Source organism: Shewanella sp. MTB7 (genome assembly GCF_027571385.1).
GTDB lineage: Bacteria > Pseudomonadota > Gammaproteobacteria > Enterobacterales > Shewanellaceae > Shewanella.
Window position 1 is genome coordinate 2,437,415 of record NZ_CP085636.1, and the last position, 26,316, is coordinate 2,463,730.

The 26,316-nt window shown below is 44.7% G+C and carries 17 protein-coding genes; 10 read left to right on the forward strand and 7 right to left on the reverse strand.

Features of this window, described 5'->3' with window-relative positions:
• Window positions 1-88 precede the first annotated feature (88 nt).
• Together HWQ47_RS10360 and HWQ47_RS10365 are read left to right on the forward strand one after the other, a co-directional pair.
• Complete coding sequence (locus HWQ47_RS10360; RefSeq protein ID WP_269971038.1) at window positions 89-1,195, forward strand: AraC family transcriptional regulator; 1,107 nt, start codon at window positions 89-91, stop codon at window positions 1,193-1,195.
• Between the two features lie 146 nt (window positions 1,196-1,341).
• Window positions 1,342-1,950, forward strand: coding sequence for a TetR/AcrR family transcriptional regulator (locus HWQ47_RS10365; RefSeq protein ID WP_269971039.1), 609 nt, complete (start codon window positions 1,342-1,344; stop codon window positions 1,948-1,950).
• 112 nt (window positions 1,951-2,062) lie between these two features.
• Here the strand turns inward: HWQ47_RS10365 and HWQ47_RS10370 are convergent, their stop codons facing one another.
• Entirely contained in the window at window positions 2,063-3,784 is a 1,722-nt protein-coding gene (locus HWQ47_RS10370; RefSeq protein ID WP_269971040.1) for an AMP-binding protein, read from the reverse strand.
• A gap of 293 nt (window positions 3,785-4,077) precedes the next feature.
• On the opposite strand from HWQ47_RS10370, the gene HWQ47_RS10375 reads away from it, so the two are divergent.
• The 7 genes from HWQ47_RS10375 to HWQ47_RS10405 all read left to right on the forward strand — a co-directional run bounded on the left by HWQ47_RS10375 (window position 4,078) and on the right by HWQ47_RS10405 (window position 14,962).
• On the forward strand, window positions 4,078-5,895 hold the full coding sequence (locus tag HWQ47_RS10375) for an acyclic terpene utilization AtuA family protein (RefSeq protein WP_269971041.1): 1,818 nt from the start codon (window positions 4,078-4,080) through the stop codon (window positions 5,893-5,895).
• Complete coding sequence (locus tag HWQ47_RS10380) at window positions 5,895-7,511, forward strand: acyl-CoA carboxylase subunit beta (RefSeq protein WP_269971042.1); 1,617 nt, start codon at window positions 5,895-5,897, stop codon at window positions 7,509-7,511. The genes HWQ47_RS10375 and HWQ47_RS10380 overlap by 1 nt, the downstream gene beginning before the upstream one ends.
• Before the next feature lie 42 nt (window positions 7,512-7,553).
• Window positions 7,554-8,705 (forward strand): acyl-CoA dehydrogenase family protein, encoded by a 1,152-nt coding sequence (locus HWQ47_RS10385; protein WP_269971043.1) that lies wholly within the window; start codon window positions 7,554-7,556, stop codon window positions 8,703-8,705.
• Between the two features lie 4 nt (window positions 8,706-8,709).
• Entirely contained in the window at window positions 8,710-9,558 is an 849-nt protein-coding gene (locus tag HWQ47_RS10390; protein WP_269971044.1) for an enoyl-CoA hydratase/isomerase family protein, read from the forward strand.
• A 39-nt stretch (window positions 9,559-9,597) separates the two neighbouring features.
• Window positions 9,598-11,670, forward strand: coding sequence for an acetyl/propionyl/methylcrotonyl-CoA carboxylase subunit alpha (locus tag HWQ47_RS10395; RefSeq protein WP_269971045.1), 2,073 nt, complete (start codon window positions 9,598-9,600; stop codon window positions 11,668-11,670).
• Window positions 11,671-11,701: 31 nt separating this feature from the next.
• Entirely contained in the window at window positions 11,702-12,667 is a 966-nt protein-coding gene (locus tag HWQ47_RS10400) for an NAD(P)H-dependent flavin oxidoreductase (protein ID WP_269971046.1), read from the forward strand.
• A 219-nt stretch (window positions 12,668-12,886) separates the two neighbouring features.
• Window positions 12,887-14,962, forward strand: coding sequence for an alpha/beta hydrolase family protein (locus tag HWQ47_RS10405; RefSeq protein ID WP_269971047.1), 2,076 nt, complete (start codon window positions 12,887-12,889; stop codon window positions 14,960-14,962).
• An 86-nt stretch (window positions 14,963-15,048) separates the two neighbouring features.
• On the opposite strand, the gene xthA is transcribed toward HWQ47_RS10405, so the two are convergent.
• The 4 genes from xthA to HWQ47_RS10425 all read right to left on the reverse strand — a co-directional run bounded on the left by xthA (window position 15,049) and on the right by HWQ47_RS10425 (window position 19,547).
• Window positions 15,049-15,855 carry an exodeoxyribonuclease III gene (gene xthA / locus HWQ47_RS10410; protein ID WP_269971048.1) on the reverse strand — a complete coding sequence of 269 codons (807 nt, stop codon included), beginning with the start codon at window positions 15,853-15,855 and terminating at the stop codon, window positions 15,049-15,051.
• A 17-nt stretch (window positions 15,856-15,872) separates the two neighbouring features.
• Window positions 15,873-16,172, reverse strand: a complete 300-nt coding sequence (locus HWQ47_RS10415) for a YciI family protein (protein WP_269971049.1) — start codon at window positions 16,170-16,172, stop codon at window positions 15,873-15,875.
• A gap of 96 nt (window positions 16,173-16,268) precedes the next feature.
• On the reverse strand, window positions 16,269-16,817 hold the full coding sequence (locus HWQ47_RS10420) for a septation protein A (RefSeq protein ID WP_269971050.1): 549 nt from the start codon (window positions 16,815-16,817) through the stop codon (window positions 16,269-16,271).
• 102 nt (window positions 16,818-16,919) lie between these two features.
• The gene (locus HWQ47_RS10425; RefSeq protein ID WP_269971051.1) at window positions 16,920-19,547 is read right to left on the reverse strand and encodes a TonB-dependent receptor; all 2,628 of its coding nucleotides are present in this window, start codon (window positions 19,545-19,547) and stop codon (window positions 16,920-16,922) included.
• A gap of 277 nt (window positions 19,548-19,824) precedes the next feature.
• On the opposite strand from HWQ47_RS10425, the gene HWQ47_RS10430 reads away from it, so the two are divergent.
• Window positions 19,825-21,966 (forward strand): winged helix-turn-helix domain-containing protein, encoded by a 2,142-nt coding sequence (locus HWQ47_RS10430; protein WP_269971052.1) that lies wholly within the window; start codon window positions 19,825-19,827, stop codon window positions 21,964-21,966.
• A gap of 71 nt (window positions 21,967-22,037) precedes the next feature.
• Here the strand turns inward: HWQ47_RS10430 and HWQ47_RS10435 are convergent, their stop codons facing one another.
• Both HWQ47_RS10435 and HWQ47_RS10440 read right to left on the reverse strand, forming a co-directional pair.
• Window positions 22,038-23,411: a TonB family protein gene (locus HWQ47_RS10435; protein WP_269971053.1), complete on the reverse strand. Its 1,374-nt coding sequence runs from the start codon at window positions 23,409-23,411 to the stop codon at window positions 22,038-22,040.
• 315 nt (window positions 23,412-23,726) lie between these two features.
• Window positions 23,727-26,231, reverse strand: coding sequence for a TonB-dependent receptor (locus HWQ47_RS10440; protein ID WP_442802045.1), 2,505 nt, complete (start codon window positions 26,229-26,231; stop codon window positions 23,727-23,729).
• Between the last annotated feature and the right edge of the window lie 85 nt (window positions 26,232-26,316).

A 26,316-nucleotide genomic window follows, 5' to 3' on the forward strand; every position in this document is an offset into this window, starting at 1 on the left:
ATTCTTGGTTAAAGATAGAGCGAATGCTAAGATTAGCCAATGACCAAAGTTAACAAATTGATGATTATAATTTGCATGGTGGTGTGTTGTGAAACTCGGTGATATCTCTATCTCATACATTGAAATTGTGATTAAGGCGATGCAATATCTAGGGGAAGATATCGATGGTCTCTTAACTAAATACTCTTTAGATAGCACGGCACTAGCTTCTCCAGATGCTCGAGTAACTATTCCTAAATTTATGCGATTAGGTCATGATTGTATTAAACAAACCAACACACCTTGGTTAGGTTTGATCATGGGTAAAGTCACGACAGTGACCAATTTAGGGATTGCTGGCCTACTGGCTTTTTCGTCGAAAGATCTCAGGCAAGCTTGTGAGCAGATAAGCACTTATGAGCTACTGAATAAGTATAACTCCCGCGGTCAATCGCATTTTTATGTGAGCCACTCTTTTGGCATGGAGATGGGCAAGAGTCGCGAGCTTTGCCGTGAGTACGATGTAGAAGATGGTCAGGGACTATTGATGTTCTACTCCATCAATCCCTATAACGAATATAATCACTTTGTGGTTGACTCTTTACTTTCTGGCTGGCATCAGGTGATTAACACTTTATCGGGTCGTGAGGATGCGATTGTCAAGGTATGTTTCGAATTTCCCGCTCCCGTTTATGCTGATAAGTACAGTGAGTATTTCAATTGTGAAGTGGTATTTAATCAACCCAATAACTACCTAGTCATCAAGGCTGAAGCCTTAGATTGGCCCTGTTTGAATCGTAGTGCGCCCACTTTTGAATTACTGCGCCGTGGCGCGGAAGCTGATCTTGAGAAGGTGCGGTTGGGGCTGAGTTTTCACGAGAAGGTGAGTCGGGTTATAGGCCCCTTACTTGATGGTACCACGCCGACCTTAGAGCAGGTTTCAGAGCAACTCAGTATGGCACCTTGGACTGTGCGGCGTAAGTTGGTGGATGAGGGGGGCAGTTTCCAGCAGACGCTCAATGATACTCGTCGAACCCTCTCAATAAGCTATGTTCGTGATACAGCATTGACCTTAGGAGAGATAGCCTATCTATTAGGATTCGGTTCACCTACCGCATTTCAACGGGCATTTAAACGTTGGACGGGAGAGGCGCCGGGTCGTTTTAGAAACCGAATCACTCAGGGGAATGACCTGAGAAATGTCGATGAAGATTAAAATTAAAACATAGGTTCAATACTTATTCGTTAATAAGTTTGGTGAATTTGCAATCAATAAAATCAACGTGCCAAGCAAGCGCTAGGTTTGCAATGTCTCGCTTGTCATGATATTCCTTTGGTTTTATTTCTGAAACAGAAAAAGTAATGATGGATAAACAGCAAGATATATTTGGTTCTGAGGATCTTGTCGATCTACTTTCTGCCCGTGGGAGACTTCAGCAAGCATCGGCTAGTTTGTTCAAGGCCAAGGGATATTCTCAAACTACAGTGCGTGATATTGCCGCTAAGGTGGGGATTCAAAGTGGCAGTATATTCCATCATTTTAAGAATAAAGAACAGATATTGGTGTCTGTGATGGCGGATTCTGTGCTCAGAGTCTTGCTTTCAATGGAGAGTGGTTTGGCAATAGCTACCAGCACCAAAGACAAGATAAGCTGCTTGATCCAATGTGAATTAAATGCGATACACGATGAAGAGTTAGCGGGCTTTCGTTTACTTATTTCAGAGTGGCGCTCACTGAGTGGGGATAATCAAAAGAAAATCCTCTGTTTACGAGACAGATATGAAGCAATTTGGTCTCAGGTATTGAACAATGCTCAATCGGAGGGGTTAATTCATACTGAGAGCTTCTATCTGCGAGGGTTTATCCGAGGCGCCACCATTGAAACCTGCAACTGGTATAAACCGTCGGGGAGTGTAAGCCTTGCTGCGCTCACTGATAAATTGATGCTCTCTATTGTGTGTCGGGTATAATACCCATTAAAAGTAACCTCAACATCAATCATATTATGTTGGGGTTACTTCTATACCCAAACCTCTAACACAACGCCTCTGAAACTAGCGTTCTTAGGTCGTTTGGGTATAACTATGCCGACAGCTTTTCGAGCTTGGATTCCTCTTTTAATTCACGTCTTAGAATTTTTCCAACCGGTGACATGGGCAGTTCTTTTCTAAACTCATAAATCCGTGGAATTTTATAACCTGTGAGTTTGTCTTTACAGAAGGCTTTTATATCATCTCCGGTGAGGGTGACATTGTTCTGAGTCACAATATAAAGCTTTATCACTTCGCCTTGTTTAGGATCTGGCACTCCTATGGCCGCGCAGTTTAATACATCGGGGTGTGTGGCCACGATTCCCTCAATCTCATTGGGGAACACATTAAAGCCGGAAACAATAATCATGTCTTTCACTCGGTCGACGATACTGACATAGCCATCCTCGTCAATAATGGCAATATCGCCAGTCAGCAGCCATTCGCCACCAGGGGTAAAAGATTCGCGGGTAGCCTTGGGGCGGTTCCAATAACCTTTCATGACTTGAGGCCCTTTAACGCACAGTTCCCCACGTTCACCTATGGCCACCTCATCGCCGATAGCGTTGATGCATTTAAGACTTGTTCCAGGCAGAGCTTGGCCGACGGAGCCCAGACGTTCTTGGCCATCAAATGGGTTCATGCAAACAGCAGGAGAGCATTCGGTTAAGCCGTAGGCTTCTGAAATACCAATTCCAGTGATCTGTTTCCAGCGCTCTGCGGTATCGTCCAGTAACGCGGTACCACCAGATAGCGTGAACACCATCTCACTAAAATCCAGTTGTTTAAAGTTAGGGCTCTCCATCAAGGAGACAAAGAGGGTATTAAGCCCCATCAGTCCCGTCATCTTAAAGGGCATTATAGCCTTGATAAAGGTCTCTGTATCTCTGGGGTTAGCGATTAACACGCTATGCTCCCCCAATCTGAAAAATGCCATTAAGTGCACGGTAAATGAGTAAATATGATAAAGGGGCAGTGGGGCAACCATGATGGATTGTTTATCGGCTCCCATCAACGCTTTGCCATTTTCATCTGTTTGCATGGTAACGGTTCCTGACTGCAACATGTTAGCGACGATGTTGGCATTGGTCAGTTCTGCACTTTTGGCTACTCCAGTTGTTCCGCCTGTGTACTGTAGCACTATGGTGTCATCTGGCTGACTTAGGTGAGTGGGATTAAATCCCTTACCTAAAGATTGATTGACGACTTTTCTAAAAGAGATGGCTTGAGGCAGATGATATTTTGGAACCATCTTTTTGATGTGCTTAACCGTGGAGTTGATCAGCAGCCGTTTTACGCTAGGTAGCATATCGGCAAGGCTGGATATTAAGATAAGCTCCAAGCTGGTTTCAGCTTGTATATTTTCAACGGACTTGGCAAACACATCCATACACAGGAGTGCTTTGGCTCCTGAGTCATTAAATTGGTGAACCATCTCTCGTTCGGTATAAAGCGGATTGGTGTTGACGATACGCAACCCAGCTCTTAATGCGCCATAAACCGCAATGGGATATTGCAGTGTGTTGAGCATCTGAATAGCGATGGCATCACCAGGTAATAGGGAGGTATGGTTTTGCAGATAATGGGCGAAGGCGGCACTGTATTTATCTATTTGAGCAAAACTTAATGTGTATCCTAGGCTAGTAAAGGCGGGTCTGTCTGCATAGGTAACAAAGGCTTCTTCAATTGCCTGAATGACCGATTCATATTGAGTGAAGTCGATGTGATCTGTCAGGCCCGATGCGCGTTTACCATCCCAAAAAGATGCTTCCATAAATCCCTCTTATTTTTATTTTTGACTCAAATCACGGCATTAGCGTGGGATGCTTGCCATTAAGAAGTCTTTTTCAAACTTGACTATCACTTAAATAGCGAACAATGAGAAGTGACTAATAATGACAAATTAGTATCCCAAATTGACATCCAGCTTCTGCCGTTTAGCTAAACAGGTTAGTTTTGCTGTTATTGAGTGAATATTTTGTTGTTACAAGATTGCAAACCAAGCGCTTGCTTGGTAGTGTGTTTTTTAACATAAGTGTTTACTTTATATTCAGCGCAGGTACGGCAATGGGTTTAACGCAAAAAACGGTGCGACTTGGGTGTGCTTCGGCATTCTGGGGAGATACAGGAGCCGCTGCGAGTCAGTTGGTTGCTAAAGGTGAACTGGATTATCTGGTTTTTGACTATCTGGCTGAGATGACGATGTCATTGATGGCTGCCGCTCAGCTTAAAAGTGTCGATGCAGGTTTTGCGCCCGATTTTATAACCAGTTTAATCCCATTGTTACCGAGTATCGCCCAGCAAGGTATTAAAGTGTGCAGCAATGCTGGAGGGATCAATCCCTTAGCTTGTGCGCAGGCTTTGCAAACTCAGATTGACGAACAGGGGTTGGGTTTAAAGGTCTATGTGATTGAGGGAGATGATCTCAGATCCCAAGCGGCCTCGCTGCAGACTCAGGGGATCACTGAGATGTTTTCCAAGCAGGCATTGCCCTCTGATCTCACCAGCGTAAATGCTTATTTAGGCGCTCCAGCGATTGCTAAGGCGTTTGAAGAGGGAGCCGACATTGTGATAACCGGACGTGTGGTCGACAGCGCTGTGGTGCTAGGTCCCTTAGTTTATGAATTCGGTTGGAGCTGGCAAGACTATGACAAACTAGCTCAGGCATCACTGGCTGGTCATATTATTGAGTGTGGCACCCAATGTACAGGGGGGAATTTTACCGACTGGCACATGGTTAAAGATGGCTATGCTGATATGGGTTTTCCTATTGTTGAATGTCATCAAGATGGCCGTATTTTTGTGACTAAAATAGCGGGAACCGGTGGATTAGTCAGTTGCGATACCGTTGGTGAGCAGATCTTATATGAGATAGGCGATCCAAGGGCCTATCAACTGCCTGATGTGATTTGTGATTTCAGCCAGGTGACGCTGCAACAAGAGGGCAAAGACAGAGTATTGGTCACGGGCGCGAGTGGTAAGTCACCTTCAGCGCAATATAAAGTGAGTGCCACCTATTTAGATGGTTACCGAAGTACTGCCAGCTTTTTAATTGCTGGTAGAGATGCAGCCACTAAGGGGCAAGTAGTGGCAGAGGCTATCATTTCGCGAGTTAATGCTATTTTTCGTGACAAAGGTGTCGATGAATTCACTCTGGTAGATATCGAAATCCTAGGGGCTGAATCGACCTATGGGAAGCACTCTCGCGCTTATAATAGCCGTGAGGTGGTGGTTAAGCTTGCGGTTCAACACAAGGACCGCCGAGCATTATTTTTGTTTGGACAGGAGATAGCTCAAGCTGCAACAGCGATGGCTCCAGGGATCTCCGGGTTAATTGGTGGACGGCCTAAGTCGAGTCCTAGGCTTTGTTTGTTCTCGTTTTTAATCGATAAACGCTCAGTCAGTATCAGCTATCGACGTGTTGGTCGAGATAAAGAGTGGTTCAAAGGCGTTTCGGCTGCCTCATCTGACGTTAGCTCATTGCCTGAGTTAGCTTATCAAATACCTACCCCTATAGAGCCTGTTACTGAAGCCAACAGAGTTTCAGTTCCGCTTATTGCACTGGCGCTTGCCCGAAGTGGCGACAAGGGCAATCATTGTAATATCGGTGTGATTGCGCGAAAGCCGGAATATCTGGCTTATATTCAAGCTGCGCTGACAAGGGAGCGGTTAAGCGAGTTTTTTCCCCATCTGTTATGCGCAGATAGCCGAATAACGCTCTATCAAGTTCCGGGAATGAAGGCGATTAATATCCTGCTTGAGAACAGTTTATCCGGCGGGGGAATGGCGAGTTTACGTGCAGATCCTCAAGGTAAGGCTATTGCACAGCAGTTACTGGATTTTCCCGTTGAGATCAGTAACAACGTATTTAAAGGGAGTGACTGATGGCCATTTTATCCTCTGATATAGAGGTTCAAAACCAAGACTTTAATGACAATCGCAGTGCCATGTTAACGGTTATCAGTGAGTTTCGGGAGATAGAGCAGCGGGTAATGGATAAGTCTTCTCTAGCTAAAGGTAAGTTTCAAAAACAGGGCAAACTCCTGCCCAGAGAGAGATTGAATCTGTTACTGGATGCGGGTTCAGGCTTTATTGAACTGTGCGCCCTTGCGGGTTATATGATGCATGACGATAAAGATGGCACAGGAGCCGGCGGCGGACTTATCGCTGGTATTGGGTTTGTGGCTGGTATTCGCTGTCTAATTCAAGTGAATAATAGCGCCATCAAGGGAGGAACCATATCGCCAACTGGGCTGGATAAAACCCTCAGGTTGCAAGAGATCGCCAAAGAGAACAAATTACCTTTGATCACCTTGGCTGAAAGTGGCGGGGCAAATCTAAACTATGCTACCGATATTTTTGTACCGGGGGCACGTGCCTTTGCAAATCAAGCCAGATTATCGGCTCAAGGTGTGCCGCAAATCACTTTAGTCCATGGCAATGCCACGGCTGGTGGGGCCTATCAGCCCGGCCTTTCTGATTACCTTATCGTCATAAAAAATAAGACTAAGATGTTTCTAGCAGGCCCACCTTTGCTTAAAGCTGCAACGGGAGAGATAGCGACCGATGAAGCTCTTGGCGGCGCTGACTTACATGCCTATGAAGCGGGAACGGCTGATTACCTAGCCCAAGATGATGTCGACGGCATTCGTATCGTCCGTGAGATCTTACACAGCTTACCTTGGAACGAACAACTCATTTTGCCGGAGAAAAGAGCTGGGATTGCTCCCCTTTATCCTGCAGAGGAGTTACTTGGTATAGTCCCAGCCATCGCTAAGAAAGCCTATGACGTGAGAGAGGTGATAGCACGATTAGTGGATGGCTCAGATTTTCAAGATTTTAAACCTGAGTTCGATACACAAACCTTATGCGGCTTTGCCTATATCGACGGTCACAGTATTGGCATTATCGGCAATAATGGACCCATTACTGCCAAAGGTGCCAATAAAGCGGCGCAGTTTATTCAGTTGTGTGAACAGGGCCAACGCAGTCTGCTCTTTTTGCACAACACCACAGGGTTTATGGTCGGTACCGACGCAGAGCGAAACGGCATTATTAAGCATGGATCTAAGCTCATTCAGGCAGTTGCCAATGCCAGTGTGCCAAAGTTTTCAATCCTAATTGGTGGCTCTTATGGGGCTGGTAATTACGCCATGTGTGGCCGAGGACTCGACCCACGCTTTATCTTTGCTTGGCCCAACGGTAAGACGGCTGTGATGGGGGGGGAACAAGCGGGCAAGGTGCTGCGCATCGTTACCGAGCAGAAGATGCGCAAGCTAGGTCAGGCTATCGATGAGGCTCAACTGGATCAATTAGAGCAAGGAACAGCGATGAAATTAAACGCGAATTCCACAGCGATATTTGGTACGGCTAGGTTATGGGACGATGGACTTATCGATCCTAGGGATACGCGAGTTTTGTTAGCAAACCTGCTAGATATCTGTTGGCAGGAAAAACACAGACAGCTAGCCAGCAACCGTTTTGGTGTTGCTCGTTTTTAATTGCACGTCATATGAATACCGTATTTTGGATGGAGCCGAATCATGATCTTGACTCAAGAGCACTTAGCGTTGAAACGTACAATCGCCAAATTTGTTGAAAATGAGATAAACCCTCATGTGGATGAGTGGGAAAAATCAGGCGTATTCCCTGCTAAAACCTTGTTTAAAAAATTGGGGGAGCTTGGATTATTGGGGATCAGTAAACCCGTCGAAAATGGAGGCATGGGATTAGATTACAGCTATGAGATGGTCGCAGCCGAAGAGTTTGGTGCTATTCGATGTGGTGGTGTCCCTATGGCGATTGGTGTTCAAACCAATATGGCTAGCCCAGCCTTGGCTCGTTTTGGTAGTGAGTATGTTAGAAACACTTTCTTAGCCCCTGCCATCGCTGGCGATATGGTTGCTTGTATCGGGGTGAGTGAGCCTGGTGCCGGATCTGATGTCGCTGGACTTAAGACTACGGCAGTTAAAATGGGCGATGATTATATTATTAATGGCACTAAGATGTGGATCACTAATGCCACTCAGGCAGACTTTATCTGTTTGTTGGTGAATACCTCGGATGAAGCTCCCCATAGGAATAAATCCCTGATTGTGGTTCCGACAAACCTAGCTGGCATCAGTTTCTCGGACAAGTTGGATAAATTGGGGATGCACTCATCAGATACCGCACAGATATTTTTCGATAATGTGCGCGTGCCTCAGCGTAATCTCATCGGCCAAGAGGGAGCTGGGTTTATCATGCAGATGCAGCAGTTTCAAGAGGAGCGTATGTATGTGGCAGCCATGTCATTGAAGAGCATGGAACTGTGTATTGATGAAACCTACGCCTACACCTCAGAGCGTCAAGCATTTGGAAAACCGCTTATCGCCAATCAAGTGATTCAGTTTCGTTTAGCTGAACTTCAATCTGAAGTTGAAGCTCTCAGATCTCTGATATATCGCGCTTGCGAAGGCTATATTAATGGAGAGGATATGACTCAATTGGCCTCTATGGCCAAACTAAAATCGGGGCGTTTAGCCCGAGAGGTCAGCGATGCTTGTTTGCAGTACTGGGGAGGAATGGGCTTTATGTGGGACAACATTGTCAGTCGTCTGTATCGCGATAATCGCTTAGGTTCCATCGGCGGTGGCGCCGATGAGATCATGTTAAGCATCATCAGTAAAAGCATGAGTAAGCACGCGAGGGGATAAGCTGATGGTTCAAACTGAATTTAGAGAGTTGAGGGAGTTAGATAACTTAGCTAATAAAGGGATCGGGTCAGTGCTTGATACAGCACAGACGTTGCAGATCGATGCGCATTTCCCCGTCATGACGGTCACGCTTAATCGTCCTAAGGTCGCCAATGCCATGAGCCTTAAGATGGTGGAAAAGTTGATGTCAGTGATGAAGCTCGTTGAGCTTGAGCAGTATCGAGTGCTAGTGCTTCAGGGAGGAGGGCATAACTTCTGTGCCGGCGGCGATATTAAAGATATGCAAACTGCCGTAGGAGATGAAGTAGCATTGGTGCGTCTTAATCGTGCCTTTGGCTTAATGATTGAGACAGCAAATAAGTTACCCGCTGTGGTTATCTGTCTGCTGCAAGGGGCTGTGCTCGGTGGTGGATTTGGCTTGGCCTGTATCAGCGATGTGGCGATAGCCGATGGTTCAGCGACGTTCGCCTTGCCTGAAACCTCATTAGGGCTCATACCCGCCCAAATTGCGCCTTTTGTAGTGCAACGAGTGGGCTTAACTGCGGCTCGTCGACTGGCACTATTGGGCATCCGCATAAAATCTGAGGAGGCACTGCGCTTAGGAGTTATTCACCAACTGGCCACTGATCATGATGATTTAGTTTTACAAGCTAAGAAGAGTGTGGACTTAGCCCTTAAATGCGCCCCAAAAGCCAATCGTACCACTAAGGCATTACTTCATGACGTTAGTGAACAACCCCTCGAACAATTACTCGATATTGCCGCAGTAGATTTTGCTTTTTCAGTTGCCAATGAGGGCAGTGAAGGGGCGGCAGCATTTATGCAAAAGCGCGCGGCTAAATGGATACGTTAACGGCGTCAGTGATAAGCCCAATGGGATATAGGTCATGTTATGTTTAATAAAATCTTAGTCGCGAATAGAGGCGAAATAGCGGTGCGGATTATCGAGACGGCTAAAGCATTGGGTTATCGAACGCTTGCAGTATTTTCCGATGCAGATAGTCAAGCCCCACATGTGTTAATGGCCGATGAAGCCGTGTATATCGGTGCATCGAGTGTCAGTGACAGTTACCTCAATAGCGATAAATTACTCGCAGCCGCGAGAGCGAGTGGCGCAGATGCCGTCCATCCAGGTTATGGTTTTTTGTCTGAAAATGCGCAGTTTGCTCAATCTTGTCAGGATGCCGGCCTAGTCTTTATCGGTCCTGGCAGTAGTGCTATTGCGTTGATGGGCAGTAAAGCTGAGTCAAAGCGCGCCATGATAGCGGCAGGAGTGCCTTGCATTCCAGGCTATGAAGGGGAAGCTCAAGATACCGATACGTTTATTGTCGAGGCAGATAACATAGGTTTTCCTTTGATGATTAAGGCATCTAATGGTGGTGGCGGTCGTGGTATGCAGTTGGTTAACCAGATGTCTGAACTTAGCGATGGGCTAAAGTCGGCGCGTTCTGAATCGTTGGCGGCATTTGGTAGCGAAGTACTTATTCTGGAAAAAGCCCTGTTTGGCTGCCGTCATATCGAAATTCAAATCATAGCGGATACCCAGGGCAATACCGTGTACTTGGCCGAGCGTGATTGCTCGGTGCAGCGACGTCACCAAAAAGTGATTGAAGAGGCCCCTAGTCTGTCGGTATCGCCGCAGCTAAGGGAAAAGTTAGGGCAAACGGCAGTTTTAGCAGCTAAAGCTTGCCAATATGTTGGTGCTGGCACCGTGGAGTTTCTGCTGGAGCCTAGTGGTGAGTTTTACTTTTTAGAAATGAATACTCGCTTACAAGTTGAACATCCGGTGACCGAGTTAATCACAGGGCTTGATCTGGTGGCGCTACAGTTGAGTGTAGCCAATGGTGAGCCGCTGCCTTTTACTCAAGAGCAGGTAACTATAAAAGGTCATGCTATCGAGGTCAGGCTTTATGCAGAAGATCCTGCTAACGGCTTCATGCCGCAATCGGGAGAGGTTTTGTTATGGCGCCCCGCCAATCTAGATGAGCAAACAGGCTTGCCGCTCGCGGGACTCCGTGTCGATTCAGGGATCAGTGAAGGGGGAACCGTCACTGCATTTTACGATCCTATGTTGGCGAAATTTATCGCCTATGGCGATAACCGCGAGCAAGCAAGGCGGCGGTTATTGCGTTTAGTTCAGGAGTCTCATCTATTGGGATTACGGGATAACCGTGCTTTTTTAAGTCAATTGTTACAGCATAAAATCTTTATTCAAGGGGAAGCTTGTACTCATTTTGTGGCCGATGAGTTTATGGGCGATGTCAGTCTGACTGAGCAAGTTGTCACTGAAGAGGAGTTGATACTGGCAGCTGTGCTGATGAATGTTGGTCGTGACAAAAGCGATATAAAAAGAGTGAGTGAAGGACAAGATTTTAATTCCAGCTACTTGGGAGATAGGTTCGTCAAGTTCGCTATCGCAGAGCGGGAATATACCTTGTCAGTGGCTCGGCTGGATGTAAGGGGACAAGGTACAGGGTTATCATCGGCTAAAACGGCTTATACCGTGACTAAGCGAGTGGATAGCGCGCGTGATGAGCAACTCAGTGAACCGTCAGAGAGTCTCACTGTGCTTGAGTTAACTCAATCCAATGTTAGGTATGAGTATCAAGGGGTGATTAAGCGCCGTTATTTCGTGTTCAGTCATCAAAAATCCTCACCGTCACTTTGGCTCACAAGTGACATGGGCAATTTAGAGTTTATCGATCTCACGCTTTCAAGCAAGAGCCTACAAACCTATGGTAGCGATCGTGTGCTTGCGCCTATGGATGGCGTAGTGGTCGAGGTGAACGTTGCCGTTGGTGATGAGATTAAAACGGGGGATCTTGTCGGAGTTATCGAAGCGATGAAGATGGAGCATTCACTTAAAGCGAGTGTTGATGGGCGGGTGGAGTGTATCAATGTCAGTGCTGGCGATCAGGTCAAAGGACGACAATTAATAATACAGCTGGCGACCCACGAATCATAGAAGATCTGTAGACACAATTTTGGAGTTAACTATGTTACCGATACAATGGCAGGAACGCTTATCCATCCCAGTGGTAATGGCCCCTATGTTTCTCGTCTCCGGTCCAGAGCTTGTGATCGCCGGATGTAAAAAAGGCGTTGTAGGTACATTTCCCGCCTTGAACCAACGCAGTAGTGAGGATTTTGAGCGTTGGTTACAGCAGATCACCGCTGCTCTGGCGGATTTTGAGCTGACAACGGGCAATAAACCCGCACCCTATGGGGTCAACTTGATTGTGCACGATTCTAATCCCAGGTTGAAAGCAGATTTAGCCCTGTGCGTTAAGTACAAGGTGCCTTTAGTTATTACAGCGCTCGGTGCGTTAAAGGATGTGGTGGATTGCGTACATGGGTACGGTGGTGTCGTCTTTCATGATGTAACCACTAAGCGTCATGCCCTGAAAGCGGCCCAAGTAGGTGTTGATGGTATTATTGCTGTGAGCGGCGGCGCTGGTGGTCATGCTGGGACAATTAATCCCTTCTCATTAGTGGAAGCTATTCGTCAGTTTTGGGACAAAACCTTACTATTAGGTGGCTGCATTAATCGTGGAGAGCAAGTGCGCGCCGCCGAGTTGATGGGGGCGGATCTAGCCTATGTTGGCACGCGTTTTATCAATACCCTTCAAAGTCGTGCTCCCCAAGATCATAAGCAGATGATTATCGATTCAGCCTCTACCGATGTCATTCATACTCCAGCAGTGACGGGGGTGCACTCAAACTTTATGAAGCAGAGTTTAGCGATCGCGGGCTACGATATGCAGGCGTTGCTTGATCCAGGCAATGTGAATTTTGGTGCCAAGTTAACCCCCACAGGAAGTGATTCGTCGAAAGCCTGGCAAGATGTTTGGTCTGCGGGTCATGGTGTCGCCGGGATCCTTGATATTCCTGACTGTGGGGCATTGATTGATCAGATGATTGAGGAGTACACGGTTACGTTTAAACAAAAGAATTGCTATTAGTATCGGTGTTTAGCTTGGTGCGTATTTAATTACTTCAATGATTAACCTGCAGAGGGATCCGCTTTTCAGGCTCAATTCATAGTGAATCGTTAAGGTTAAATCTAATCGACACTTGTTTACGTTTTGCTGTGTATGGTTTTATAATGCTGTGCTCATGCTTGACGAGAACAACAAAATAACAATAACAAGAAAATTAATAGATTGGAGTTACAATACACTATGAAGAGACAGTTAAGTACTGTTAAACACGCCCTTGCTATATCCCTTGGCTTGTTTAGTTTCACTGCTAGCGCTAGCAATATCTTAACCGCTGAAGAGGTCGTAGGTCTGCAACAAGTAGCTCAGGCCCAAGTGAGCCCATCAGGCGACAGTGTCGCTTTTACTCGCAATGTACCCCGTGAGATTTACAAAGAGGAGAATGGTCTACATTGGGCCGAACTCTACCTTGTTGATGATAAAGGGGTTGAACGTCCTTATGTCACAGGTTCAGTGACCGTTAATAACATTCAATGGTCTGCCGATGGCAGTATGATCTACTTCCTCGCTAAGATGGATGAAGACAAGTTTACCGCACTTTATCAGATCCCATTTAATGGTGGCGAAGCTCAAAAGACCATCGAGTTGAAACAAACTGATGTGGCAAGTTATGCTTTAAGTCAGGATGGCAAGCAGATCGCTATCATTGCCAAGCCAGCTAAAGATAAAAGTATAGAGGAGCTTGAAAAACTTGGCTTTATGGCTGAGATCTATGAAGAGAATCTAACCAATAAGCAACTGTTCGTTATTGATCTTGCAGTCAATGATAAGCCACTTACACCCGTAGCTTGGAATATAGAAGATTATGTGTCAGATGTGCAGTGGTCAGCTAATGGTGAGCAGCTTTTAGTTAAGACACAGCCAACTGCGCTGATTGATGATCAATATATGAAGTCTCAGTGGCATATCGTTAATGTCGCGAAGCAAGAAGTGGTTACTTCGTTTATCACCGAAGGCAAACTAGGGGATGCCGAGTTTTCCCATGATGGTCAATATGTTGCTATTCTAGGTGCTGAAGATAAGCACGACCCCGCTGCGGGTCGTCTGTTCCTTGCGGAAACTAACACAGGTAAGATTAGCGAGTGGCTGCCAAATCACTTAGGTCACGTAAGTGATTTTGAGTGGAAAAATAGTGAAAATGAGCTCTATTTTATCACTAACATAGATACTGATTCGGTTGTTGGTTTAATCAAACCCGGTAGTAATAAGTATAAAAAAGTGGTTAAAGCGGGTCAGTTTATCGCTTCTCAATTGAGCATTTCAGACTCAGATAACACCCTTGCACTGCGAGCTAATACCGATAAGCATCCGAATGAAGTGTATCTACTGCACGACAGTAATCATAAGGCTACACGGGTAAGTAACTCTAACCCTTGGCTTGATGATAAGCGTTTCGCTAAGCAAGAGTCGATTTCGTTTAAAGCGAAAGACGGTGTCGAAATTGGTGGTGTGCTTATTTACCCGCTGGATTATAAGAAAGGTCAACGTTACCCGTTAATCATGTCGGTACACGGTGGTCCAGAGAGTCATGATAAAGATGGCTGGCTAACCAACTACTCACGTCCGGGTCAGCTTGGTGCTACTCAAGGCTACGTTGTGTTTTATCCCAATTACCGTGGCAGTACAGGTAAGGGGGTTGATTACTCTAAACTTGGCCAAAATGATTATGCCGGTAAAGAGTTCGATGACTTAGTCGAATTTAAAGACCATTTAGTGGATATGGGCTTAGTCGATAGTAGCAAAGTGGGGATTACCGGTGGTTCATATGGCGGTTACGCTTCGGCTTGGGCTGCAACGAAACTGACGAAACACTTTGCCGCCAGTGTAATGTTTGTCGGTGTGACCAACCAGTTATCTAAGTTTGGTACTACCGATATCTCCAATGAGATGCACCTGGTTCACGCTCGCTCTTACCCTTGGGATAAGTGGCAATGGTACTTGGAGCGCAGCCCTATTTACTGGGCTGGTCAGTCAGAGACACCACTGCTGATTATGCACGGTAAAGATGACCCACGCGTTCACCCAGCTCAATCTATGGAGCTTTATCGCTACATGAAAGTGCAGGGTAAAGATGTGCGTCTAGTTTACTACCCAGGTGAAGGCCATGGTAACCGTAAGGCGGCGGCTCAGTATGACTATCACTTACGTCTGATGCGCTGGATGGATCATTACCTTAAGAGTGACAATAAAGAGATGCCAGCACACGAGTTAGATCACAAAGCCAAGTTAGAGACGGTTAAAAAAGAGCAAGAGGATTAATGTAACTGCCTCCTTTGTTTGGACTGCTTAATTAAAAACGCCAACTCAGTGAGTTGGCGTTTTGTTATTAATAAAAGAGAAGGTGATTATTTAAAACTGCTCCAGATCGGCGCGTGATCTGATGGCTTCTCTATGCCACGCAGTTCGTAATCCACATCAGATTCAACCAGACGTTCAACTAATGATTTGGTTGCCAATACCACGTCGATACGCAGGCCGCGGTTATCATCGAAACCTTTACTGCGATAATCAAACCAAGAATAACGCTCGGTGCGCTCTGGGTGCAGTTCGCGGAATGTATCAACCAATCCCCAATCCATCAGGGTTTTAAGCCATTCACGCTCTTCAGGTTGGAAGCTACATTTGCCGGTTTTAAGCCAACGTTTAGCGTTGGGTTCACCAATACCAATATCAAGATCCACTGGTGAGATATTAATGTCGCCGATGATGGCGATATCTTCATCAGGAGTGTGGTTTTCATTGAGGTATATCATTAAATCTTGGTAGAATTTACGTTTAGCAGGGTACTTGGTCTCGTGGCTGATATTATCGCCCTGAGGAAAGTAACCGTTTAAGACGGTTAACGGACGGCCATTCTCTTGGGTGAATGTGCCCATGATCATGCGGCGCTGAGCATCGTCTTCATCGGTTGGAAAGCCTTTTTGAACTTTCACTGGTTCAAGCTTAGACATCATCGCCACACCATAGTGAGCTTTGCCACCGTGATAGTGAACTTTGTAACCCATGGCTTCAACGTCGGCGACGGGGAAAACCTCATCATGAGCTTTGGTTTCTTGTAGGCCAATGACATCTGGCTGGTGGGCATCAATGAGCGCTTGCAATTGATGTAATCTAGCGCGAATACCGTTGATGTTAAATGAGACTATTTTCATGAATAGGAGCTCCAGTGTTATGGCAGAACACGTTTAAAGGGTTTAACGATCACTTTCTCATAAACGCCTGCTGCGATATAAGGATCGACATCGGCCCAGGCTTTCGCTTCAATCAGAGACTCAAAATCGGCAACCACAAGTGAGCCTGTGAAACCCGCATCTCCCGGGTTTTCATTGTCAATGGCAGGGTGAGGCCCTGCGATTAATAAACGTCCATTATCGGCAAGTTGTTGCAGACGCTCTAGATGCTCTGGACGTGCGGCCAGACGTTTTTCTAGGCTATTGTCAACATCTTGGGAGGAGATCATATACCACATGGTTAATTCCTTTTTATGCAACGAAATCTAGATTTTTAGTGTCAATCAATGGCCCTAGTTGGCTGGACCATTATGGACAAGTTCTGGTAAGTAGATTTACTTGTTGAGTTCTTTTTTATGTTCTTCAGGCATATTTTTAAAGAGATAAATGACCGTGATCACGGTGTTAATCAAGGTGAGTGCGGTTAAGCCAAAGACTTTGAAGTTAACCCAGGTTTCCTGTGACAGGCTAAAGGCAACATAGATATTGATAAGACCACATGCAAGAAAGAAACTCACCCAATACCAAGTGACATGAGCCCATATTCTATCGGGAACAATGAGTTCTTTACCTAACATACTCTTAAGTATTGGTTTGTTGATGAGTTGGCTAACACCTAAAGCAATAGCGAATAGGGCATAAACCACGGTGACTTTCCATTTGATAAAGCTGTCATCATGAAATACTAATGTAAGTGTGCCAAAAAAAGTCACCATCACAAACGTGATGAGGTGCATTTTTTCAATTTTCTTATACAGAGCGTATATCACGATAAGCTGCAACGCGGTAGCAGTAATAAGGGCACCACTGGCTACATAGATATCAAACATTTTATAGACAGCAAAAAATATCACTAAGGGGAGAAAATCGAGCAGTTGTTTCATAAGTCTCTATCTAAATAAGATTTCAAAAAAGTGATTGTAGCATGCCAGTAAAGGCCGCAAAAGGGATTGCGTAGCAGCCTTTACAGCCCTCACTCTAGCCCATTAAAAGGATAATCTGGCGCCAGCGTAAAAACGTCGTCCATTTCGATAGACCCCGACAGGAGCGTATTGGTTACGCTCATAGGTGTAAATGATCTCATCAGTGAGGTTTATGCCTTCAAATACCAGCGACACATGCTCGGTGAGCATCAGAGATAAATTCACATCTAATTGGCCGATATCGTCACTGATCTCTTCACCAATCCCCGTGGCAAAGTCAGTTCTATAGTTGTAGGAGAGACGAGTACTAAGCCAATCATTCTCAAAGTAAGTGGTTAAATTTGCTGTATGATCGGAATGACCCGGTATCTTTATATTTTCGCCTGTTTCTAAATCTTTGCGTTTGCCGTCAATATAGGTGTAGTTGGCTATGATGCCGAGGCCATAAATGATCTCTTGTTGCCAACTCAACTCAAGGCCTCTGATTGTGCCACCACTGCCATTGACTGGGCGGTTAATGATCATCTCTATGTTTTCATACTCCTCTTGATACCTTTGGATATCGATGAAAGATTTTACATCTTTCTGGAAGCCTGCAATTGAAAATAGGGCGGCTTCATCGAAATACCATTCGAGGCCAACATCAAATTTGGTGGCTCTAAATGGATCGAGATCTGGGTTTCCGCCAGCGCCTTGGGCTTGGGTGACATTGTAATTTGTCGATGGCATTAGATGATGATATTCAGGACGAGACATGACTTTAGATGCGGCAACTCTAAAGACCAGATCCTCTCGCCAATCCATGGCGATATTGATACTAGGTAACACATCAGTGTAACTTTTATCAGATGTCGTCCAGAGGTAGTCAAGTTGTTGAGCATCATTTGTTGGGGTTTGCTGATAAGCGGAGGCGGTTTGCTGAGTATGAACCACTCGAACGCCAATATTACTTCGGTAGCTCTCACCTGAGAAGTTCACTTTAGTGTAGCCAGCGTAACTGTTCTCAGTGATATCGAAGCTGCTTGGTTTCTCCTCTGTTTGAATAAAGTTAAGTTCACTATAGGCTGAATTTAGTGCATCGGTATCGGCAAAAGCATAATCTTTGAGGGTGTTTTTGGAGCCAACTCCCTTTAGGTAGTCGCTTGGGAATGCGGCGGGAAAGTCGGCGAGTGTCCAGCCTAAATCACCAGCGAGTCCTTGATAGCCACCATTGCGAGAACGGAAACGAATAAAGTCTCGTGTGTGTCGTTTATATTTGGTTCCAAATTTGATGGAGTCGATAAATTCTCTATCAAGTTGATATTCAAAATCCAGTTGGGCGAACAACTCATCATCAACGGAATTATGTGAATCCTTTCTCACTTCACTGATGGCCCATGCGTCAGCTTGTAAAGGTGACGTGCTGTAGTGTGTTTGAATATCTTTTGCCGTTTGCGTGTTGACGCTAAAATCGGTATTGGCTGACCATTGAGAGGTAAAGTCGCCATTAGTCCCTCCACTGGCACGGGTATAGCCAATTTGATACTGACTTTTCCAATAATCGAATTCATGTTCTAGCAAAAGGTGGTAGATATTGGTTTCTATTTTTGATTCACGCCAAATGGCTTCCATGGCAGTACTAAAGGGACGTCCGCTTGGGTTATCGTTGGGCACTTGGCTATAAGTGGCGGAGGTTAAGGTGTCATCTTGGATCTGATAGTCACTGACTTTACCGCCTCTGCCGTAAACCGTACTGGGTTGCCAAAGGAAATTTTGGTTGCGGTTATTGGCATCTAGCTGAGAGTAGAGGGTTTGAAACTCGATATTCCAATCAAGATTAGGCTGGTATTGCAAAGAGAGCATGGCACTTGAACGGATTCTGTGTTGTTCGAATACAGCACTGCCACCACCGCCTGGGCTCCATATATCTTTAAGATCTGCATCTTCTTGCTGAGTTTCAGACAAGCTGCCTTGTGCATCAATATTGTAATCACGTTCAGCCCAACCCCAAGATTCAAGACCATCACGTCTTAAATGTCTTTCATGGCGTATAAGAGAGACAAGCGCGCCAAAGTTGTTGTCTTCATTAATCCAGTTATAAAGTAAAGAAAATTGGGGATCAGTTTTTTCAGAGGTTTCGCTGTATTGCATCTGAGCGGTGCCAACAAACATATTATTTTCTGTTTCTAGCGGCTTACGGGTTTTGATATTGATGGAGCCACCGAGTGAGCCTTCGTCATGGTCGGCTTCAGGTGCTTTATAAACCTCTAATGAGCTGACAAGCTCAGAGGGGAGCATAGTGTAATTAAAACCACGATTAGGTTGTGATGAGATCCACCAGTCAGCCGAGGCGATGCTTTGACCATTGATATAGGTTTGATTCTGGCTCGGTGCGGTTCCTCGAACGCCCACTCTCTCTCCTTCTCCCTGAACCCGAGTAAGGGACACCCCTGTGATACGTTGAAGGGATTCTGCCACGTTTTTATCGGGAAATTTGCCGATATCTTCAGCGGTAATGGCATCGAGTACCGAAACGCTGTTACGTTTGGTATTGATCGATTTAACGATACTGCCACGAATACCCCGGATTTGAATTTTCTCCAGTGAATCAGCATGACTGTTTTCAGTGCTAGGTTGATTGGCGTAGGCGTTCAGAGTTGTTACAGGGAGTAACAACACAGGGAGTAGGTAGCGCAGAGATGAGATGCTCATAGTCATATCCTGATATTACACTTCTAGCCAGAGATAAAATTAAAAAACACTGCAATAATGATATTGTGGTTTCTGGCTAACTAATTAATATTTTTAGTTATATTTAGTCTTTTGTTTGTCAGAGTCCGTTCTCCCTTTAACGGACGCTAAGTGGTATATTTTTAGTGGTCATATTTATTATTGATATAACTAATACAGCAACTTAGAATATGCACAGTTCCATACTACTCTGTGTTATTGTAATTAACCAATGGTTAACATCGTTTTTAGTGCTTAAATGTCGTTAAGTTGTTCCGATAAAGTAAAGGTCAATGAGATAGAGGTCGACTTTGTCGCGCTTAAATTCTTGATTGATGGAGAATGGCTCGAGATTGAGGCTAGGCAGCTTGCCCTGCTTAAATTACTCATCAAGCACCATGGCGAAGCTGTATCACGTCATCTGATTATGGATGAGTTATGGCATGACACCATCGTCAGTGACAACTCTGTTTCTCAGGCTATCACCCAGTTAAGAAAGTCACTTCAGGATGACAAAGGTACCCCTCGATTTATTCGAACCGTACCTCGTGTCGGTTACCAACTTATTGCCAGCGTTGAAGCGCTTAAAACGCCAGAGGTTTCAGCAGAACTGGGTGTTGTTAAACGAACTTCAAAATCGATGATGGCCATCTTGGGTATTGTTTTAGGCATGGGGTTGATGTTCAGCTTATTTCAATTAACCAAACCTAGTCTATCTCTGCCCACCTATGAATATGAAACCCGATTAACTTCAGTGCCAGGTCCTGAAGGCTTTCTTCGTTACTCTCCTGATGGACGTTATTTGGCTTTCAGCCAGATTTCAGAAAATCGCAGTCAGATGGATCTGGTTGTTTATGACGCTCAAACAGAAACCATTCATTCCATAAAGAACACAGGATACAGTGAAGAGGCGCCAGAGTGGTCTCCTGATAGTCTGTGGCTTATCTATTATCGACATGACCCGATCAGCTGTGATGTCCGTATTATGTCGGTTTCGACGCCCGTTGAAACATGGCGTTTAAGTCCTGATCGCCATTTGAGTGATTGTGAACCTGGCTATAGCAGACAGAAGATGCACTGGGTTTCGTCGGATACTTTATATCGACGCAGATGGCGAGATAACCAAGCCATTTTAACCAAAGTAATCCTATCTACTGATGCGTTGCCACAGATAGTCGAGCAGCAAGATCTGCCTCAGTTTAATCCTCTGTTGATGGATATCGATAAAGAGAATTTGTTGATGTTGTTGGTCGAGAAACATCAAAAATGGTTCGAGTTAAAGTTGGTAGATTTAGTCAGTTTAGATAGCGAAGTCATTGATCGTAGTGAACAAGATTATTGGGGACTTAAATGGCATAAGATCAATGAGAGCTTCTGGTTAGGCAACACCAGTTTACGCTTAATGTCCCTTAATGGAGAGAGTCAGGTAGTTCATAATCCGATGGGGTTTATTCCTGATATCGATATGAATAGGGTGACACAGCAATTGGCCTACTCTGAGGGGCAAGTGAATGTGAATCTTTATAATATTGATTTTAGCCGGACAGAATCATCTGGTGAAGTTAAAGCTCGACAAGTCTCTTCATCGGCTCGCACTGACATATTGCCAACGATGTCAAAAGAAGGCGATCAGATGGCGTTTGTCTCTTTCCAGCGGGGATCGGCAGATGGCCTAAGTCATGTTGAGATCTGGCTGAAGCATAAACACAAAAAAGCGGCTAGTTTACTGGCAAATCTGCCTGAAAATATCAAACCAGACTATCTACTGTGGTCGCCAAACGGTGAGAATATTCTGTTAGGGGATACTGAAGATAAACTTTATCTCATCAATACCTATAGTCGGCATATGGTGCCAATCGTCTCAGGTTATGAGCAACTAGATGCTGTGGTATGGTCACAAGATGGTAAACATATAAATTTCTCGGCGTTTAATGAAGGCAAGTGGCAATCATGGCAATACAATTTGCAGTTGGGCACGTCAACACCGATTGTTGAAGATGATAAACAAGCGAGCACGAGCCAAGGTGAGCTTGAGTTGATTAAAACGCTTAATCCGTCCTTTATTCATTACTCTAACAAGATTACCGATTTTTTAGCGTTAAATTTAGCACCTGAACTAGGGGTATACGATCTGCAACCTTCGCTAAGCTTGTATCGTCCGGCAATTATTGATGAAGGGATCTATTATGTGGTGCGACAAGGCTTACTTTTAAAGCTCTATTATTATGAGTTTGATACCAATCATAACCGCTTCATTAGTCATATTGGCAATCATGAGCAGGAATTTCACCTGACACTCAACATCAGTGCATCCGATGACGGTAAGCGGGTGGTTTATTCTAAAGTTGAAAATGTTGAGACCGATATTTTACTGCAAAGGAAAATCGATACAGATCAATAATAAGCTGGCTGTTAGGGGGAAAAGGGGAGTTTGATATTGGTTGGCATTATACCAGTCAATAGAAGAAGGTATTACTTCAAACCTTGCAAATATTGGCTTATCTCCTGCGTATACCAACCTCGACTCTTAGCTTCCTTTAAGGCTTGTTTTGCATTTTTAGTCGCTAAAGAAGTTTGCCCTTGATGCTTAAGAATCTTTGCTTGAGCTAGGAGTAGATCAGGATGAGAATCATCTTGTATTAGCCCGAGCTTCAAGTATTTCAGTGCCGCGGTGAAGCTTTTATTGTCAACGCTTTGAACCACCATGTCTCGTATGGCCCTAAAGTGACCACTGTCTGCGGCGGCTATCATCCAACGTTGAGATTTTTCGATATCAAATTCAACATGTCGCTTATCCAGCAGTTCTCTTGCGAGTCGGTATTGAGCGTGAACAAATCCGCCTTGGGCTGCAAGCAGGATCCAGTTCAACCCTTTTTCTCGGTTAGCTTGGGTATATTCACCTCTTAATAAGCTCGAACCGAGTCGATATTGTGAGTTGGAGTAACCATTACTGGCAGAGGAGAGCAGCAGTTGAGAACCTGCGTTTTCATCACTCCAATGAAACTTCAGTAGACGTGTGGCGTTGTGTTCATCGGCAACCATCCAGTTAGCAATATAATATTGAACGATAGCATTGCCTTGTTCCGCACTTTCAATCAGCTGACTGATTTTCTTTTGATATTCTCGTTTTTGACTGGCAAAGCTTTCTTTGTAGCGCTTGCCTTTAAAGGTGGTGAAGTGATAAATCAGCGAACGATTACGGTAAGTTTGCGTTTTACCGTTGACGATATAGGGCTCATAACGCCAGCGGCGTACAGCGTTGTAAATTGCGCGGTTAAACGTGTTGTCAGGGAAAGCGTCTAAAATCTCGACATCTTTTACGGCGCCGGATTCATCAATATCAAAATCTAACCAGACCCAGCCCTCTTGCCCTTTTTCATAGGCTTCTTGTGGATATTTTGCATCAAGGGTATAGATGCGTTTTGGCTGTTGATCATTGGTATATTGTTCAGGACTGAATACAGGTTGCAGATCACGGCTAAAGATTGAATAGCCAAAATTCTGGTTTAATGTTTGGTAGTGGCTTTCTAAGCTTGTTGGATCGTTAACTTCCACCTCTATGAGTCTTGCAGCTGAGCGCGCCTCTTCGACACCAAAGTCAGCAGCAAGAAGAAACCATGAATGTGCTGAAGTTAAACTTTTTCCGACCCCTTGGCCGTGAAGGTACATGACGCCAATATTAAATATTGCGTCTTGGTTGCCCAATTTGGCCAGTCGTTGAAATTCTTGGTAGGCGGAGAGGTAGTTACCTTTATTGTACTCAAGTGTTGCCGACAACAAGTCCGCTCTGGGGGTTGAAGAGAATATCAGCGATAAAAAAATAATAATCGAGAGATAAAATTTCATCGTTGTCGTAAGGTTATCGACTAATCATTGGAGCCATTGAGGTTTAGACCTGTTTATTGCTGTTATAGCTCTAAGAATGTTAACAAAGTAGTTGTTTTATGTTTACTATTCTACTGTGTTTAATTAGCTAATGCTTGATTAATTGTATTTAAACTCGGCGTTATTGGCCTTTTTATGGATATAGCAGAATAAAAAAGAGCCACGGGTTTTAGACATGACGCTAAAACCCGTGTAACCAAGGATGTGTGGAAGGGAAGTCCACTCCTGGGTGTTTGGTTACCCCTTTAAATATCTAAAGGGGATAAAAGGTTTGTGCTAGAAATTAAAACGTACTCCAGTGACGAAACGTCTGCCATCGGCGTAGAGACCGGTTAGGGCTTGCTCTACTCCTTTTTGTTGATAACTAAAGGTTTGTTCATCAGTTAAGTTAATTGCTTCGAGGACAAGGGTGATATTCTCGGTGATTTGATAGCTGATATTGGCATCGAGTTGACCGTAATCATCAATGTAACCAGGCCAGCCTAACCCTGTGTCGTATCCTGTGCGGTAGTTGTAAGATATCCGGCCACTAAAGCTTTCATGTTCATAATAAGAGCTTAAATTAACCGTGTGTTCTGAGTTGCCGGGGATGGTGACATCATTGCCTGCTTCATCTTTTGCTTCGCCATCAACAAACGTGTAGTTAGCTGAGATACCAAAATCCTCGAAAAACTCCTGCTGATAACCTAGCTCTAAGCCCATGATTGTGCCACCGTTACCATTGACTGGGCGATTAACTAAGATCTCTGTGTTTTCATGGATCTCAAGTTTGCCTTTCTGCTCAATAAAGGATTGGATATCTTTGTGAAATAACATGGCCGAGACGATGCCAGCTTCACTGAAGTACCATTCAAGTCCTAGGTCAAACTGAGTAGCAAGGTAAGGATCAATGTCAGGGTTTCCGCCAACACCTGTTTTTGTTTCTATGTTGTATGAGGTTGATGAGGTGATATCCACATAGTTTGGACGAGCCATGACTCTAGATGCACTCATTCTTAAGACAAGATCGTCATCGAGATCGACGGCTAAGTTTAAACTTGGCAGAATTTCCAGATAATCTTTGTCTTGAGTGGTCCATACGCCTTGTCCCTCTTCACCAACAAAGGCTGAGGAAGATTGGTTAGTTTGGACTATGCGTATTCCCACATTACCTCTTAAGTATTCAACATCAATGTCGGCTTTGATATAAGCCGCATAAATCTTCTCACCTATATCAAAAGTACTTGCTTCTAAGGTGCGATAATTCCAATTTAATGCATCACCTTCACTGCGAACCTTGTTTGCGTCTGTAATGGCGTAATCTTTTAATGTACCGCTTGAACCTTGATGTTCAAGAAAATCTGATGGCATAGGTAATGAATAATTCGCTAAATTCCAGCCTAAATCGGTGCGTGCATTTGTAGTCTCTTTGGTATTGAAACGTGAATGGTCACGATACTTTGCCCCAAATTTTATTTTATTGAATATGGCAAGATCGATGTCACGCTCAAAATCGGCTTGAATATAGAACTCATCATCTTTTGCGTGGTTTCTGTCGTAGCGAAGGAAACTAAGATCCCACTTTTTACCATCGGCAGGGTTCGCGCCATAATGCGTTTTGACATCCCGTGTTGAAGAGGTGTCGAAGCTATTAACATAGTTTCCTCCCCAACCAACACTTCGGTCAGCTTGAGAACCACCTGTACCTTCGGTATAACCTAAATGAACGCTTGAGCTCCAAATATCACCAATATGATCCACTTTTAAATCGTAAGACTTGGTTTTTAGCTTAGAGTTTCTGATTTTAGTTTCATCTAAGATATTATCGCCAGTGGGTGATAATCCTAAAGTTCCACCAGTGAGCATGGTGCCCACTTCTGGGTGTTCGATAAGGTTGACTGAGGTGTATTGGGAACCACCGTAACCTGGGAGCCAAAGGAAATTTTGGTTCACATTATCAGCTTCAAGAGTCGAATCTAGTGCATTGAATGTCATATCTAAGTTTGATGTCGGGCGATACTGTAAGCTGAGGTTTACACCCGTTCGTACTCGCTCTTGTTGGAACATGGCTGAGCCACCACCGCCTGGACTGTAGACATCTTTATGTACTGTGCCATCTTCTAGGGTGATATCTCTATCTGTCCAACTCCATGCTTCGATCCCATCGCGTCTTAGATTACGTTTTTGTCTGACAACAGAGATAAGAGCACCGAATGTTTCATCTTCATTTTTCCAGCTATACATGCCGGACAGTTGTGGGTCTGTCTCACCAGATATCTCACTATATTGGGCGAGTGCTGAGCCAGCAAACCTATTTGATTCAAGCTCAAGAGGCTTGCGGGTTCTGACGATAACAGTACCACCGATAGACCCTTCATCAATATCAGCCTCAGGAGATTTATATACTTCTAAACCGGATACGATCTCAGACGGTAACATTGTGTAGTTAAATCCACGGTTGGCAGGAGAGTTGGTCCACCAGTCTGCTGAGCCAACGGCTTGGCCGTTTAACAGGGTTCTGTTTTGGCTCTCTGTTGTCCCTCGTATGCTGACACGTTCGCCTTCACCAAAATTACGTGTGATTGATACTCCGGTAACCCGTTGTAGAGATTCTGCGACGTTTTGATCTGGAAACTTGCCAATATCTTCTGAGGTGACGGCATCGACGACTGAATTTGAGTAGCGTTTAGTGTTAAGAGATTTAACGACACTGCCTCTAATCCCTCTAACCTGAATGGTTTCGACTTCGTCGGTATTGATGCTTGGTGTCGTTTCGCTTTCTTCAACAGCAAAACTGGTCATTGGCATAACAACAGCACCAACAACAATGGCATGTTTAATCGCTGTGCCTAATCGGGTTTTCTTGTGGATCTTCATTGTGTACTCC

Coding starts and splice junctions, on each gene's coding strand:
- HWQ47_RS10390 (WP_269971044.1), top strand. CDS start 8,710: ATGGTTCAAACTGAATTTAGAGAGTTGAGGGAGTTAGATAACTTAGCT.
- HWQ47_RS10380 (WP_269971042.1), top strand. CDS start 5,895: ATGGCCATTTTATCCTCTGATATAGAGGTTCAAAACCAAGACTTTAAT.
- HWQ47_RS10405 (WP_269971047.1), top strand. CDS start 12,887: ATGAAGAGACAGTTAAGTACTGTTAAACACGCCCTTGCTATATCCCTT.
- HWQ47_RS10415 (WP_269971049.1), bottom strand. CDS start 16,172: ATGTGGTATATGATCTCCTCCCAAGATGTTGACAATAGCCTAGAAAAA.
- HWQ47_RS10395 (WP_269971045.1), top strand. CDS start 9,598: ATGTTTAATAAAATCTTAGTCGCGAATAGAGGCGAAATAGCGGTGCGG.
- HWQ47_RS10365 (WP_269971039.1), top strand. CDS start 1,342: ATGATGGATAAACAGCAAGATATATTTGGTTCTGAGGATCTTGTCGAT.
- HWQ47_RS10400 (WP_269971046.1), top strand. CDS start 11,702: ATGTTACCGATACAATGGCAGGAACGCTTATCCATCCCAGTGGTAATG.
- HWQ47_RS10370 (WP_269971040.1), bottom strand. CDS start 3,784: ATGGAAGCATCTTTTTGGGATGGTAAACGCGCATCGGGCCTGACAGAT.
- HWQ47_RS10430 (WP_269971052.1), top strand. CDS start 19,825: ATGTCGTTAAGTTGTTCCGATAAAGTAAAGGTCAATGAGATAGAGGTC.
- HWQ47_RS10425 (WP_269971051.1), bottom strand. CDS start 19,547: ATGAGCATCTCATCTCTGCGCTACCTACTCCCTGTGTTGTTACTCCCT.
- HWQ47_RS10420 (WP_269971050.1), bottom strand. CDS start 16,817: ATGAAACAACTGCTCGATTTTCTCCCCTTAGTGATATTTTTTGCTGTC.
- xthA (WP_269971048.1), bottom strand. CDS start 15,855: ATGAAAATAGTCTCATTTAACATCAACGGTATTCGCGCTAGATTACAT.
- HWQ47_RS10440 (WP_442802045.1), bottom strand. CDS start 26,231: ATGACCAGTTTTGCTGTTGAAGAAAGCGAAACGACACCAAGCATCAAT.
- HWQ47_RS10435 (WP_269971053.1), bottom strand. CDS start 23,411: ATGAAATTTTATCTCTCGATTATTATTTTTTTATCGCTGATATTCTCT.
- HWQ47_RS10385 (WP_269971043.1), top strand. CDS start 7,554: ATGATCTTGACTCAAGAGCACTTAGCGTTGAAACGTACAATCGCCAAA.
- HWQ47_RS10375 (WP_269971041.1), top strand. CDS start 4,078: ATGGGTTTAACGCAAAAAACGGTGCGACTTGGGTGTGCTTCGGCATTC.